12 protein-coding genes are annotated in these 14,102 nt (G+C 61.9%); 7 read left to right on the top strand and 5 right to left on the bottom strand.

Annotated features, from left to right (window positions below; genetic code table 11):
- Positions 1–660 precede the first annotated feature (660 nt).
- The 4 genes from RTU05_RS06805 (at position 661) to RTU05_RS06790 (ending at position 6,184) form a co-directional block, all read left to right on the top strand.
- Positions 661–1,698, top strand: coding sequence for a hypothetical protein (locus RTU05_RS06805; protein WP_312596823.1), 1,038 nt, complete (start codon positions 661–663; stop codon positions 1,696–1,698).
- Positions 1,699–1,851: 153 nt separating this feature from the next.
- Entirely contained in the window at positions 1,852–4,683 is a 2,832-nt protein-coding gene (locus RTU05_RS06800; RefSeq protein WP_409411599.1) for an RHS repeat-associated core domain-containing protein, read from the top strand.
- A 1-nt stretch (position 4,684) separates the two neighbouring features.
- Complete coding sequence (locus RTU05_RS06795; RefSeq protein WP_312596821.1) at positions 4,685–5,089, top strand: hypothetical protein; 405 nt, start codon at positions 4,685–4,687, stop codon at positions 5,087–5,089.
- 387 nt (positions 5,090–5,476) lie between these two features.
- Positions 5,477–6,184, top strand: a complete 708-nt coding sequence (locus RTU05_RS06790; protein WP_312596819.1) for an IS6 family transposase — start codon at positions 5,477–5,479, stop codon at positions 6,182–6,184.
- Here the strand turns inward: RTU05_RS06790 and RTU05_RS06785 are convergent.
- The 3 genes from RTU05_RS06785 to RTU05_RS06775 form a co-directional block, all read right to left on the bottom strand.
- The gene (locus RTU05_RS06785; RefSeq protein WP_312596817.1) at positions 6,132–7,115 is read right to left on the bottom strand and encodes a HipA domain-containing protein; all 984 of its coding nucleotides are present in this window, start codon (positions 7,113–7,115) and stop codon (positions 6,132–6,134) included. The genes RTU05_RS06790 and RTU05_RS06785 overlap by 53 nt on opposite strands.
- Positions 7,115–7,495, bottom strand: coding sequence for a helix-turn-helix domain-containing protein (locus tag RTU05_RS06780; protein ID WP_312596815.1), 381 nt, complete (start codon positions 7,493–7,495; stop codon positions 7,115–7,117). The genes RTU05_RS06785 and RTU05_RS06780 overlap by 1 nt, the downstream gene beginning before the upstream one ends.
- Positions 7,496–7,600: 105 nt before the next feature.
- The gene (locus RTU05_RS06775) at positions 7,601–7,753 is read right to left on the bottom strand and encodes a hypothetical protein (RefSeq protein WP_312596829.1); all 153 of its coding nucleotides are present in this window, start codon (positions 7,751–7,753) and stop codon (positions 7,601–7,603) included.
- Between the two features lie 428 nt (positions 7,754–8,181).
- Here RTU05_RS06775 and RTU05_RS06770 point away from each other — a divergent pair, with 428 nt between their 5' ends.
- Complete coding sequence (locus RTU05_RS06770) at positions 8,182–9,846, top strand: MFS transporter (protein ID WP_312596813.1); 1,665 nt, start codon at positions 8,182–8,184, stop codon at positions 9,844–9,846.
- 196 nt (positions 9,847–10,042) lie between these two features.
- Positions 10,043–11,026 carry a 2-dehydropantoate 2-reductase gene (locus tag RTU05_RS06765; RefSeq protein ID WP_312596811.1) on the top strand — a complete coding sequence of 328 codons (984 nt, stop codon included), beginning with the start codon at positions 10,043–10,045 and terminating at the stop codon, positions 11,024–11,026.
- Here RTU05_RS06765 and RTU05_RS06760 read toward each other — a convergent pair.
- Positions 11,023–11,814 carry a helix-turn-helix domain-containing protein gene (locus RTU05_RS06760; protein ID WP_312596809.1) on the bottom strand — a complete coding sequence of 264 codons (792 nt, stop codon included), beginning with the start codon at positions 11,812–11,814 and terminating at the stop codon, positions 11,023–11,025. The genes RTU05_RS06765 and RTU05_RS06760 overlap by 4 nt on opposite strands.
- A 168-nt stretch (positions 11,815–11,982) precedes the next feature.
- On the opposite strand from RTU05_RS06760, the gene RTU05_RS06755 reads away from it, so the two are divergent.
- Positions 11,983–13,167: an acyl-CoA dehydrogenase family protein gene (locus tag RTU05_RS06755; protein ID WP_312596807.1), complete on the top strand. Its 1,185-nt coding sequence runs from the start codon at positions 11,983–11,985 to the stop codon at positions 13,165–13,167.
- 23 nt (positions 13,168–13,190) lie between these two features.
- Here the strand turns inward: RTU05_RS06755 and RTU05_RS06750 are convergent, their stop codons facing one another.
- On the bottom strand, positions 13,191–14,096 hold the full coding sequence (locus RTU05_RS06750) for a CoA ester lyase (RefSeq protein ID WP_312596825.1): 906 nt from the start codon (positions 14,094–14,096) through the stop codon (positions 13,191–13,193).
- Positions 14,097–14,102 lie beyond the last annotated feature (6 nt).

Below are 14,102 nucleotides of genomic sequence, written 5' to 3'. Positions count from 1 at the left end.
TCAGCGCGGCGGCCTCATGCCAATTGCCGGAGGCCGCCTTTTTCAACGAAATCGGCGGATACTGTTGAAAAAGTCCGCGACCCTGCTGTGATCGACCTTCTGGGCTCGATGTGGTGCCGCCGCGAGAATCTAACCGATTGATTTTGTTAAAGCCGAATTTCGTGAACGGCACGCAGTTTGCGCCGTTTCAGCGGTCTCCCGACTTTTTCAACAGTATCGGCGCTTTGCCGACATGAGAGGGCAGGGCGTTTTGCGCCTAAGCGGCATTGTAAGAAACTTCGTCACATAGTCATGCTGACAGCACATTCCGCAGCATGTCCTGCCCATCTGTTACTTAGCCGCCTTGCGGGGTTTGACTTTCTAGAACAACCCGAACGCGCATATGAGCGCTTGCCAGCTTGACCGGTTTGACTATGGTCGAACCTTGTCATGCGAGACGGGGCGCGCGCTATGAGACATGGCCTCGGCTGGGCTATCGGAGTGGTGCTCGGCCTAACGGTTTATGCTGGGGCTGCAACCGGGCAAGTCGCTCTGCCTGCGCCGCCAACGGCGCAAGCGGTTGACGGCAATGGCGTGAACTTGCTGACCCTCAGCTTTTCGGATCCGGCGCCCGTAATCTCGGTTGGCCCCCAAGGTAGGGGAATCGCCTATCGACGCGTCATGACCGATCTGGGCGTCTGGACCGACAACTTTAGCGGGTCCGTGGTCAAGTTGTGTGTCATTCCGACAACCCCGTCTGGATACGACTGCGAGAACAACACAGCCTACTTTAACGTCACGCTGGGCGACGGTCCGGCGTACGTATTCCGTCAGGAGGGCACAGGACCGTTCATTCCAGTCAGCGGCGTGGACGCCAGGCTGACCTTTAACGGCGGCGTCTGGACACTGACCACGCATGACGGCACGACCGCCACCTATGGGTGGCAGGCTGTCGGCAGCCCCTATTCGGGCCCGGCTCCGGAGGGCTTCGATCAAGACGCGGTCGGCGCGATCCAATCGCTGACGCGGCCCAATGGAGAAACGCTCTCCTTTCATTACCGTACGGCTTACGGATGTTGCGGCAAGACGCTCGCGTCCGTGTTCAGCAACTTCGGTTATCAGGTCTATTTCGAGTATTTCAACGACGCCTCTGCTCGCATGAGCCGGGCGGTGGTGCTCAATAACGCCGAGGCCTATTGCGATCCTGGAGTCCCGACCTGCGTGCTCTCGGGGGCATGGCCTCAACTCACGTTCGAGGAAAATGGCGCGGAAAGCGCGGTGACGGACGCCTTGGGGCGGACGACGAGGTATTTCCGTTCGAAGTCCCCGTCGAACAGGCCCGTGGATCGATTGACGGGCATTCGGCGGCCTGATCGCCCCAACGGGCTCAGCGTCTCGCTCACCTATCGCGGCGGGCCGTCCAATCGCCCCTACGCTTACCGCACCGTGGCCACGATCGATCATGGAAACGGTGCGTGGACCTATTCTGGCGGTTCTCCCACCTTCACGGTCACCGATCCGCTGGGCAATGTCTCCACTTACGAAATCGCTCGTACCGGAGGGCTGGGCGGAAATGCCCTCGTCACCACGTCGCAGAACTTCAGGCGCATCGTCGATGCCGTCGGAAACGAGACTCTCTTCACCTACGATCATATCCCTGACTTCGGCCCTCGGCTGACATCGGTCCGCATGCCCGAGGGAGATAAGGTCGCCCTGTAATACGACCCAAGAGGCAATACCACAGAGCACCGGCGGATATCCAAAACGCCAGGATCGCCGGCGGACGTCGTCTACGGCGCGACCTATGATGCGAGCTGCGTCAACATCCGAACCTGTAACCAACCGCTGACGATCACCGATCCTCGGGGTGGCGTGACGGATTTCACCTACGATGCTCAGGGCGATGTGCTGAGTATTACGGGGCCCGCGTCGACGCCGGGCGCGGTCCGCCCCCAGGCTCGGTTCACCTATGCGCCAGCCTATGCCTGGTACAGGAACGCCGTCGGGGCCCTGGTGCAGGCCCCGACCCCGATCTCGCTACGGACGACGAGTTCGTCTTGCGCGACCCTGGCGTCTTGCGCGGGCACAGTTGACGAAGTTCGCTCGATCACGACCTATCAGGTTGGGTCCGCCGGGACCGCGTCCAACCTTCTGCCGGTCTCGGTGTCGAGCGGCTCGGGCGACGGTTCGCTGACGGCGACGGTGATGACGGCCTACGACACGGTGGGCAATGTGCTGTCGATCAATGGTCCGCTTCCTGGCGGCGATGATACGACCCGCTACGTGTGGGACGCGATGCGCCAGGGCGTGGGGGTGATTGGACCGGATCCAGACGGCGGCGGATCTCTGTCGAACCGGGCGGTCCGGACGACCTATGACGCCAACGGCCAGGTAACGAAGGTTGAGCAGGGCGTGACCTCGGGTCAGTCGGACACGGCCTGGGCCGGGTTCAATCCCCTGCAGACGGCGACGACGACTTATGACGCGCAGAGACGCAAGATCGCCGAGGCGACCGCCGTGGGAACCTCGGCCGCGACGTTGACGCAGTACGGCTATGACGCCGCCGACCGTCTGATCTGCGCGACCCGGCGGATGAACCCCGCCGCGTTCGGCGCCCAGGGCGACGCCTGCGCCATGGGCGCGCAGGGCGCCCATGGCCCCGACCGCATCACGCGCACCGCTTATGACGCGGCGGGGCGGGTGTTGAGCGTCACCTCGGGCTTTGGCTCCGGGACGCCCATCACCGAGAGCCAGACCTGGACGGCGAACGGCAAGACGGCGACACGCACGGATGGGAACGGCAATGTCTCGACCCATGCCTACGACGGTTTCGACCGGCTGGTGCAACTGCGCTATCCGAACGCCTCGGGCGGCGGGTCTTCAACGACCGACTATGAGGCGTGGAGCTACGATCCCAGCGGCAATGTGGTCAGCCGCCGCAACCGGGGCGGAGAGACCTTCGTCCAGGTCTGGGACGCGCTGAACCGCAAGACCCTGACGGACGCCCCTGCCGGGGTCGACGACGTCAGCTACGCCTACGACAACCTGAACCGTCAGCGCACGGCGACCGCCGGCGGCCAGACCCTGACCTCGAACTGGGACGCTCTGTCGCGTCTGACCTCGGCGTCGGGGCCGCTGGGAACGGTCGGCTACGGTTACGATCTGGCGGGACGGCGGACGGCGATCACCTGGCCCGACGGCTTCTGGGCGGCCTACGACTTCAACGTCGCCGGCGACCTGACGGCGATCCGCGAGAATGGGGCGACCAACTGGCAACTGGCGTCCTGGGCCTATGACAATCTGGGACGTCGCCTCGCCCAGGGGAATGCCAACGGTTCCGCGACCAACTGGGGCTATGACGCGGCGGGCCGGCTGACCAGCCTGACCAACGATCTGGCGGGGACGGCGAACGACCTGACCCTGACCCTGGCCTACAGTCCCGCCAACCAGATCGTCACCCGCACCGTGTCCAACCCGGCCTATGTGTTCATGCCCGGCGCGGGCTCGACCAGCTACGTCAACAACGGCCGCAACCAGGTGACGAGCGTGGGCGGGGCCGGGGTCGGCTATGACGGACGCGGCAACATCACTGCCCTGGCGGGCGTGGGCTACGGCTTCAACGCCCTGAACCAGCTGACCAGCGCCACGGTCGGCGGAACGACGACCGGTCTGGGCTACGACCCGGCGGATCGGCTGTATCAGTTGGGCTCGACCCGCTTCCTCCATGACGGTCCCCAAACCATCGCGGAGTACGGCCCCGGCGGCGCTGTGCTGCGCCGTTATGTTCCGGGCGTCGGGGCGGACCAGACGGTCGTCGCCTATGAGGGCGCGGGCTATGATCGCCGCTGGCTACAGGCCGACGAGCGTGGATCGGTCGTGGCGATCACGGACGGGTCGGCCAACGCCCTGGCGATCAACACCTACGACGAATACGGCGCGCCCGGCCCGTCGAACGCCGGCCGGTTCCAGTATACCGGCCAGATGTGGCTGCCCGAGGCGCAGGCCTACCACTACAAGGCCCGCGTCTACGCTCCCCAGCTCGGCCGCTTCCTGCAGACCGACCCCATCGGATACGACGACGCGCTCAACCTATACGCATACGTCGGCAACGATCCCGTGAATAAGACCGATCCAACCGGGATGGTCGAGTGCACGAATAATGCGCAAGGAAGCACAAGCTGCGTGACGAGCGACTACAACGTGACGTTCGCGACCCCGAAGGGCTTCCCAGGAACAGACGCATCGCGGGCTGATTTTCACTATTACGACGTGACCGCCAAGTCCCCCTTGGATGCCAAGGCAACGAGCAATTGGGTGCAGCAGAACCCGACACCTGGGAATCCTGACCCGGCAACGCCTGGAGGCACTCGGAACGATGCTACGCCGGTTGTTGGCGGCGTAGGTCTGCCAGACATCAGTCCGGTATCGTCGATTGCCACGACTAACACTGTAAGTGGAAATCCCGTGGTGGTTAACGTCACTTTACCTGGGCATCCGCTATTCCCCGGCATCGTTGTGCGAGAGGTCGTGGGCAACGCAGATGGCACATCGACGATTCACAACCGAGGTGAAGGGAACGGCAATCTGCAGCGTCCTGGCTCTCTTACGGCCGGACCTATCAATGGCGTATGGAGGGGGCAGCGGCCACCTCCGCCACGTGTACCGTTGGGTTCGACCTGTTCCTATACATTGATGGGGTGTTGAGATGCGTGCAGTGACCGCGAGGAGTGTTGTCGCGCTATTGGTCGCGCCGATAGCGTTCGGCATAATTTTGTGGATCGGTGGAGCGGTGTCGGGAAACGCCAGCGAAGGCCTGTGGGCCCTTAAAGCTGCAGCGTTCTTTGGCTACCCGATTGCTCTGCTCACCGGTGTTCCGGCGTATCTATGGATGACGCAAAGGGGGTGGGTCGGCCTACCTGCGTATTTTTCTCTAGCCGTTATCTATGCGGCTATCTTGTCAGGCTGGATTTTCATTCGACCGGCGCTGGACAGGCCCGAGTATTTGAATTTTACAGCCTTGGCGCTTCAATGTGGAGCGGTTCTCATCGGGTGCATCATTACCCTAACGACGTTCTGGGTAATCGCTCGACCCGACAAGATTGAGGCTTAGGCTGCGCGGCTCGCCTGGATTATTCATCAGGAGAACGTCATGAAAACGAGCCCCGGAATGACCCCGATTAAGAGGGCAAGATAAAAGGGGTGTCGTAACCTCTTGCTTCGCAATCGGTTTTTGACACCCTGACGACTTGCGGCGACTTGCGGGCTTTTAGAGCCATAACGGCGCCTTTCGAACCTTGCCCGTCGTGGCCTGATCGGTGAGAATCCGACATGGTCATCAGGCGGGAATCCAAGCGGGGGACGCATGAGGAGCGGCGGCTTGCCAAAGCCCGTAGCCGCCGTCAGACCGGACGCATGCCTCGCACTCTCGATCATCTCCCGGCCGGGTCTTGTCAGCCCAAACGGGTTGCACTCCTGATCGGGTCGGATAGCGTGCGGTATGGCCAAGTCCGACAATCCGTTTCGATGGTTCGACAGCTCACCTGAGGTGATCCGGACCGTCGTCATGATGTACGTCCGGTTCCCGCTTTCGCTACGTCAGGTCGAGGACCTTCTGGCCGAGCGCGGCATCGACATTTGCCATGAGACGGTGCGGCTTTGGTGGAACCGGTTCGGCCCGATGTTCGCCGGCGAGATTCGCAGGAAGCGGGTTCAGGCCATGCGCTCTTTCACCCATTGGCGCTGGCACCTTGATGAGGTCTTCGTGCAGATTAACGGCGAGCACCACTACCTTTGGCGGGCCGTCGATCACGAAGGCGAGATCCTGGAGTCCTTCGTCACCAAGACGCGCGACAAGGCTGCGGCGCTGAAATTTCTGAAGAAAGCCATGCGTCGCCACGGCCCGCCGAAAGCCATTGTCACTGATGGCTTGAAGTCCTATCGGGCCGCCTTGAAGGAGGTCGGTGGCGCCGGGAAACAGCAAACGGGACGCTGGCTGAACAACCGCGTCGAGAACTCGCACCTGCCGTTCCGACGACGAGAGCGAGCCATGCAGCGCTTCCGCCAGATGAAGACCCTACAGAAATTCAGCGCCGTCCACGCCGCCTTCCACAATCACTTCAACCAGGACCGTCATCTCATCAGCAGAGACCTCTTCAAAGCCCGCCGCTTGGCTGCCTTGGCCGAGTGGCAGGTGCTCGCCACCTGAGGGCTGCTGGGCAAGGGAGGGGTGCGTTCAGCGGAGACAAGTTAGCGTTTGACTGACAGCACCTGAAGATCAGCCTGAGGTACAGTTCGCGAAAGTCCGCCGCGGAGTCGGCGCCCCAGGCCCGGATGAAGTCGATGATTTCCGTGTAGGAGCCTAAGGCGGCCCCGGTCTTGAGCAGCGCTGTCCGCGCCGAGATGTAGGGGATGCGGGCCCTGCCGCGCCGATCAAATCTCTGGATCAGGGCGACAGGAAAGGCGGTATCCGCCAGCTCGAGGCGCACTTCAGGCGTCCAGATTCCGCAGGCCCTGGCCAGACTCAGCGTCGCCACCTCGACCCGTTCGATCGGCGCCTGGTCATGGGCTGAAGTGAACTTCGCCAGCCAGAGGGTGTCGCCGTCCTGGACATTGGCCTTCGGGCGGGCCCCGCCCGATCCGCCGGCGCCCGCCAGCGCCTGCATGTCCTCGACGGAGATATCCTGTCCCTGTTCATAGGCCCGCGCGATCCGTGTAATCGCTTCCAGATCGACCAGTCGCGGAACCGCTTCGGCCGCACCGCGAATGACCTCGCCGTTCTCGTCGAGAAAACGCAGCGCGCCTTGTCGACAGGCGTCATCCGACAGGGTCAGGTATTCAAACTCGGAGAGCCCCGCGCCGTAGGCCCGCTCAAGCAGCCGCCGTCCCCAGGTGTCCGGCGCCGCATCCGAGAAGGTTCCCGCGAGCGCATCGCGCATATGGCCCGGCTGCCCAGTGGCGAAGAAGGCGCCCCCTTGCAGCGGAAGGTCGGGCTGCAGCGCGAAGGCGCGCGGATCTTCAATCCAGTCCGGATTGTAGGTGAAGTTCGAGAACTGACGGGGTCCGGCCTCGGTGAACCTCAATCGGCCCACCCGGAGCAAGCCCTCGCCGAGCGCAACCTGGGCTGAGAACTCAGGCATCAGAAGGCGGCGCCGTCCGGGTCGAGGACGTCCTTCTTGCCGTCCTCCACTTTCCGGTCTGTGGATGCGGCCTTACGCAAACGCGTGCTGATCGAGCGGCCGCGTTTGGGCAGGTGCTCCTCCGTGAGCGCCAGTCCCAGGTCATCCGACCGGATGTCGATCAGATCGGCCAGTCTTTCCACCAGCCCCAGGACGACGAGAACGTCAGCCAGCGCGCCCAGCGCGACCCCGGCCTCGCCTTTTTCAAGACGCGCCAGGGTGCTCGGCGACACCCCCGCCCTCACGGCCAGATCGACGATGGCCATGCCGCGTCGGAGCCGGGCCCCGCGAACGTCGCGGCCGAGACGTTCCAGGGCGGGTTTTGATTTGGGCGAGCTCATAGCAAATTATCAGATATGAAGAGATATCAGCCAACATATGTCATATTTGGTGAATTGAATCGATAGGAGGTCCCAAGCGGCGTCGTTCCGGGGGCGCCAGCGTCGTCATCGCTTGAGGCGAGCTTCGAGAATGGCTGCGTCCCGGTCGTCGAGATCGCCGATCGCGCGCCGCAACGGATCCTTGTGGCTGCGTAGAACCCGATCCTCGTCCTGCTCGGCGAGGAGGGCGAGAAGGCGCCAGGGCGTCAGCATGAACAAGAAGCGGCTGTTCCGGCTCTATCGGGAGGAAGGCCTGGCGGTGCGGCGAGGACGGGGCCGTTCGGCTGCGCAACTTGATCAGCTCCGCCGCACGGCCGCTCCCGCCGGCGACGCATCAGCTATCAACCCCCTGGGCTCTCACTCAAAACGAGGGACCAGTGGGGGCACGTCACCGTCACGCCAAGCCGCCCCATCACCCCGCCGAAAGTCGGATAGTCACGGAAGTTCATTATGGATGTAGTGAGTGGGCAAGGGGTGGCCCTCGCGAAGGTCGTGAGCATTGACGGAGCGGCATAGCTGATGGACGGGTCGATCAAGGACGACCATCCCTCGATCGACTGAGAACGTCAGCGGTGAGGGCATCTGGAATCAATGAAATGCGGCGGACAGTCCTCCTTTGAGCTGATCGCCAATTCGGGGCTTATTGGATGGCGAGTGGAACGCGGCAGGACGCTCTAACCGCGCCGCTCCGCATCGCCGTATTCCGCCGAATATGGTTGGCAAGTCTCATTTCCAACTTCGGCATTATGATTCTTGGCGTTGGCGCAGCCTGGACTATGAGCCGCCTGACGAATGATGCCCAGATGGTGGCGTTGGTCCAAACCGCGCTGATGTTGCCTATCATGATCCTTGCATTGCCTGCGGGCGCGCTGTCGGACATGTTCGATCGACGTCTGGTTTCTATCGCTGCGCTTTCCATATCGCTAACGGGTGCAATCGGGCTCTGCGTCATCACGGTCGCGGGTCTGCTGACGCCAACGGCCTTGCTCGTGTCTTGCTTTGTCGTCGGGAGCGGCATGGCCGTATTCAGCCCAGCATGGCAGGCATCAGTTTCCGAACAGGTGCCATCAAAGGCCTTGCCATCCGCCATCGCTTTGAATGGCATCAGCTACAATCTCGCGCGCAGCGTTGGTCCCGCGATCGGGGGCGCGATCGTGGGAGTCTTTGGAGCGGTCATCGCCTTCGCCGCAAATGCTCTATTCTACATCCCGCTCCTGATCGTTCTGGTGTTCTGGAAACGCAGCCTAGAACCAGCAAGGCTTGCGCCTGAGACCTTTTGGCGTGCTGTCATCTCCGGCCTCCGTTTCGTTCGCTATTCCCCATCGAACCGCCGGTTTGTGGTTCGAACGATGGTGTTCGGCCTGCTGGGAGGCGTCGTACCGGCCCTAACGCCATTGATCACGCGCGACCTCCTGTTCGGCGGCGCCTCGGTGTACGGTTTGCTGTTGGGTGGGTTCGGATTGGGCGCGGTATTCGGGGCGCTGATCATGCCCTGGATGAGACGCCGCTTCTCCACGGAACATTCCAGTCGCAATTCTGCTGGCGCAATGGGGGCGGCGATCCTGGCTATTGCTGTAAGCCGCAATGAGTTCGTCACCCTTTTCGCATTCGTGGTGGCGGGCATAGCTTGGACGAATGTCCTTACACTCTACAGCGTCGCAATTCAGATGGCCGCGCCGTGTTGGGTCGCGGGCCGGGCGCTGGCAATCTTTCAGGCGACGATCGCTGGCGGAATCGCTGTGGGCGCTTGGGTGTGGGGGCGCTGCGCCGAACAAATCGGCGTTAACGAGTGTCTCAAACTTGCGGGCGGGATGATGATCGCCTCGATCATGATCGGGATATGGCTGCGCCTACCTGATCTGACGGTGACGCCAGATGATCGGTCTTCGGACACGGTCGATCCTGTCGTCGATCTCGCCATTACGTCGCGCAGCGGCCCGATCGTCATTCACATTGACTACATCGTGTCTGCGGCCAATGCCCGTGCCTTCTATGGCGCAATGCAAGATGTGCGCCGACATAGGCTGCGGATGGGAGCTTACGGTTGGTCGATCGCCCGAGATATCGCTGACGGGCGTTGTTGGACGGAGCGTTTCCATGTTCCGACCTGGAACGACTATCTCCACCTTGTCGACCGCGAGAACGGCGCCGTTCGTGATGCCATTCGCGACTGTCACGCCTTATTGGTTCCCGAAGAGCCGGTTCAGGTCAGACGACTGCTTGAAAGGCCTGCAGGATCGGTTCGATGGCGGGCGGAAGCAGTTGACCGCCTGATGGATGTCGGACCGCTGGATCGCGGCGCGCCGATCTAGGCTCGACCGTCGCCAGTCCTCGGGCTTGAGCCGCTTGACGCAGAGCAGGGCGGCGGGCGGCGGGCGGCGCCCAGCGCCTATGGTATTATTCGCCCGTCGATAAATCACGACGGAGGCCCTCAAGTCTGCCGCTGCCTGTGCCACACATCGTCCCGGGTCGCGTGTGCTCGCGTCTATAGATCATGAGGTTCGGCAAATGAGGGTTTGCATTTTCGGGGCCGGGGCCATCGGCGGCTTTATCGGTGCGCATTTGGCGCGACGGGGCGACATTGCCTTAAGCTGCGTGGCCCGGGGGGATCACCTGCAGGCCATTCAAGCGAATGGTTTGACCGTCGAAACCGAGGATGAGACCTTCTCCGTCGGAGTGAGGGCGAGCGACAATCCTGAATATCTGGGACCGCAGGACTATGTGTTCCTCACGGTGAAGCAGCAGCAGCTGGTGGACGTGGCCGATCGCGTCCAGCCTCTACTTGGACCGGATACCGTCGTCCTGCCTCCCACGACCGGCATTCCTTATTGGTACGGCTTCGGCGCGCCGAAGTTGGCCGAGGCTAGGCTTGAGGGGCTTGATCCCACCGGTCGGTTGAGCGCGCTCCTGCCGCCAGAACGCGTGATCGGGTGCGTATACTTCGTCGCCGCTACCGTCGTGGGGCCGGGTCGGATTCGGCAGGATGGGGGGCGTCCGCGTTTCCCTCTCGGTGAACCAGACGGATCGAAGTCGTCCCGTGTGCGAGCTCTGTCAGAGGCGATGCAAGGCGCAGGTTTGAGAGCACCGGTCGAGGGCAATATCCGGGATTGGCTATGGCTTAAGATGATCAGCAGTCTGTGCTGGAACACCTCAGCGGTCCTAACGCGTGCAACCCTGGACGAGATGTTGGCCCATCCGCCGACGATGAAGGTCGTGCGCGCCCTGATGACCGAGGCGTTCGCGATTGCGGAAGGCTGTCACGCCCAGGTCGCCGGCACGCCGGATTCCCTGATCGAAGGAGCGCGGCGATCAGGCGGGCATAAGATGTCGATGTTGGAAGATTTCGAAGCTGGTCGCCCGCTCGAGCTCTCTCCCTTGCTGAATTCGGTCGAGGTGATGAGCCGGGCCGCCGGCGTGGAGACGCCGATGATCGACTCCCTTTTGAGTCTGACCCGAATGGCGGAGATTTCACGGGACAGGGACGGTGCCTAATCGCGCAACTCTTGCAACGGTCGGGCGGGATCAGCGGCGGCGAACCGGGCGTCCACATTTCGGATGAAGGTGTGTAGCGCTTCTACGATCGCTTCGCGCTTGGATTCAATGCGATCCACGCCGCCGCCGACGCCCACCGCCAAGGTTTGACCGATGGGAGAATCAAACGCGATCGCTATGGCCCCATAGCCCGGTGTGACGTCGCCATCCGTGGTCGCGTAGCCCTGCTTCCTTATCTCAGTGATGATCGCTTTGAAGTCGGAAGGAAGGATTTTGAACTTCGGATCGGCGGCCTCCGCATTGCTGCGGTGCACCCAACTCGCGACTTCCGCGTCGGTCTTTCGAGCCAGCAGAGCACGGCCCATGGCCGAATAGGTAAGGGATCTAAACTGACCGGATTTGACCATCAAGGCGTCGCCGACCTGCTCAGCCTGACGAATGATGTATTGCGCCGCTGCTCCATTCTGGATGCCGAGAAAGGCGGTTTCACCGACCTTGACTTGCAAGGCTGCGATCTCTGCGCTCAGCGTGCCCGACTCCTTGAACTGTCGGTCGATCCACATACCCAATAGCGCGATCCGGATTGTCGGGATGCACGTCCGATTAGCGCGATTGTAGTCGATATAACCCAGATCCACGAAATTCTGGATCAACATGCTGACGCTCGGCTGGGGAATGCCAAGCTTTGTCGAGATGTAGCCGATAGTAAGCGCGCGCCGCTCGCGAGAGAACAGTTCGAAAACCGCCAAAGCCCGTTCCGCCGATTTTACTGATCGTCTTTCAGTCATCACCGCACCTTCGCCCGAGGCTATTCACTGCGCTCCGACGCTGCGCCAACCCAAAAAGAGTGGCATTACATATGTGATTCAAATGTGGCCAGCCTAGCCTGCGTCTATCGTGTCATTGCAAAATCAAGCTCACGAACAGCCCAATCATATTCCGGATCGGACCAGTCCATGAGCGACGGCGAGCACACCTACTCGGCCTATATGACCGACGAGCGTTTGATGATGCAGGAGGTCGCCCGAGACTTCACGCGAAATGAAGTCACACCCGTCGCCAATCGGTTGGACCCGCTGCAAGGCGACATGCCTCGCGACCTCATAGATCAGATGGGGGAGTTGGGCTTCTTCGGAATAACCATTCCCGAGCCGCTTGGCGGCCTGGGTCTCGGCATATTCGAATACTGCCTGGTTGCTGAAGAATTGGCACGTGGATGGATGAGCGTGTCGAGCCTGATCGCTCGTGGAAACGGATTCTATCGTGCGATCCCAGGGAATGGCGTCGAGCGGGACGACAAGATTCGGGCGATGGCCAAGGGACAGTATCTGGGCGCCGCCGCCTTGTCGGAACCTCAAACCGGCTCGGATTTGTCGAGCGTCAGTTGCCGTGCGCGGCGCGAGTGCGATGAATGGGTCATCACAGGCTCAAAATACTGGTGCACCTTCGCCGACGGCGCCGACTTCATCATGGTTCTCTGCCGGATCGACGGAGAAGACGGCCGCGACGGAGGCACGATCAACATCTCGGTCGAAAAACCGCGCGGCGAACTGCCGGCGAGTGTCACCGGTTCGCCGATACCGAAGATCGGATACTTTGGCTGGAAAACTTGGGAACTGAGCTTCGACAACGTTCGTGCGCCCGTCCAGGAGCGGTCCAAGGACAAGACGAAGCGAGGGTTCCAAGCCACGGCGGCCGGCCTTGGCGTTCCGCGGGCGCATACGGCCGCCCGCTCGATCGGGTTGGCTCAAGCCGCGCTCGATCACGCAATCGAATATGCGAAGGAGCGGGTTCAATTCGGTCAGCCCATCAGCGACTTCCAGGCGATCCGTTTCAAGATCGCAACCATGGCGACCGAGATCGAAGCCTCGCGGCAGCTTATGTATCATACCTGCGCCATGCTCGACGCGGGGCGCTCCGCCAGTCGTGAAACATCGATGGTGAAGTATCTCGCGTCGGAAATGTCGGAGCGCGTAACCAGCGAAGCCCTGCAGATTATGGGGGGCGCTGGATATACGACGCTGCATCCCGTGGAGCGGTATTGGAGGGATGCGCGATTGACGAAAATCTTCGAAGGAACGTCCGAGATTCAGCAGCGCATCATTTCCGACTCCCTGCTGGGCAAGCCCGGCCGCCGATAGGCCGGCGACCGGGCCGACCTCGATCACAAGCCGTAGAGGTCGGCCTGGGCGATCGTGTTGCGCGCCAAACGGATCACGGCCACATCGACCATGACGCCGTCGACCTGCACGGCGCCCAGTCCCTGCGCTTCGGCTTCCTGATAGGCGGCTTCCATCTTTCGAGCGCGCTCGACCTGCCTGGCCGAGGGCGTGAAGATGCGAAGCGCCGGCTCGATCTGGGAGGGATGGATAGCCCATTTGCCGACCATCCCCAAAGATTTCGCGCGCGTCGCTTCGGTTACATAACCTTCTTCGTTCTTGAAGTTGGCGAAGGGACCATCGACTGCGTCCAGACCCGCGGAGCGCGCCGCCATCGTGATGCGGAAGCGCGCATAGTGGAAGATGTCGCCTGGATAAGAGCCGTTCGAGCCGATTTCGCGCGTATCGATGCCCTGGGAAGCGGCGTAATCTCCCATGCCGAAGATCAGACATTCCAGCCGTTCGGAACAGGTAGAGATCGCCTCGACGTTCTGAAGACCTTGGACTTCCTCAATGAGCACCTCGATGCCGATCTTCCGCTCAAGCTTGTGCTTACGCTCGAGCTGGTTGAGCATCCGGTCGAGAAACAGGACATCGGCGACGCACATCGGCTTGGTCAGCATGATGGTGTCCAGGTTCGCGCCGGCCTGTTCGACCAGCGTGATGATGTCGCCATGACACCATTCTGTGGACACGTCGTTGATGCGCACGCATCGGGTCTTCTTGCCCCAATCGAGGTTGTTGAGCGCCCAGGCGATCGTATCTCTGGCGCCGACCTTGGCGATCGGCGCGACCGCATCCTCCAAGTCGCAGAACACATGATCGGCCGCTGATTCCGCCGCCTTGCGCAGCATCTTTTCGCTGCTGCCGGGAACGGCGAGTTGGGAGCGTCTCAGACGCGACGGACGCATCGACAT

This window comes from Brevundimonas sp. (genome assembly GCF_032017145.1).
Lineage (GTDB): Bacteria > Pseudomonadota > Alphaproteobacteria > Caulobacterales > Caulobacteraceae > Brevundimonas.
The sequence above is the reverse complement of the archived record's forward strand: the minus strand, read 5'-3'. Positions and strand labels throughout refer to the sequence as shown.

What these genes read in the sequence shown, in the direction of transcription:
- RTU05_RS06805 (WP_312596823.1), top strand. Translation starts at nt 661, where the DNA reads ATGACCGATCTGGGCGTCTGGACCGACAACTTTAGCGGGTCCGTGGTC.
- RTU05_RS06795 (WP_312596821.1), top strand. Translation starts at nt 4,685, where the DNA reads ATGCGTGCAGTGACCGCGAGGAGTGTTGTCGCGCTATTGGTCGCGCCG.
- RTU05_RS06790 (WP_312596819.1), top strand. Translation starts at nt 5,477, where the DNA reads ATGGCCAAGTCCGACAATCCGTTTCGATGGTTCGACAGCTCACCTGAG.
- RTU05_RS06785 (WP_312596817.1), bottom strand. Translation starts at nt 7,115, where the DNA reads ATGCCTGAGTTCTCAGCCCAGGTTGCGCTCGGCGAGGGCTTGCTCCGG.
- RTU05_RS06780 (WP_312596815.1), bottom strand. Translation starts at nt 7,495, where the DNA reads ATGAGCTCGCCCAAATCAAAACCCGCCCTGGAACGTCTCGGCCGCGAC.
- RTU05_RS06770 (WP_312596813.1), top strand. Translation starts at nt 8,182, where the DNA reads ATGGCGAGTGGAACGCGGCAGGACGCTCTAACCGCGCCGCTCCGCATC.
- RTU05_RS06765 (WP_312596811.1), top strand. Translation starts at nt 10,043, where the DNA reads ATGAGGGTTTGCATTTTCGGGGCCGGGGCCATCGGCGGCTTTATCGGT.
- RTU05_RS06760 (WP_312596809.1), bottom strand. Translation starts at nt 11,814, where the DNA reads ATGACTGAAAGACGATCAGTAAAATCGGCGGAACGGGCTTTGGCGGTT.
- RTU05_RS06755 (WP_312596807.1), top strand. Translation starts at nt 11,983, where the DNA reads ATGAGCGACGGCGAGCACACCTACTCGGCCTATATGACCGACGAGCGT.
- RTU05_RS06750 (WP_312596825.1), bottom strand. Translation starts at nt 14,096, where the DNA reads ATGCGTCCGTCGCGTCTGAGACGCTCCCAACTCGCCGTTCCCGGCAGC.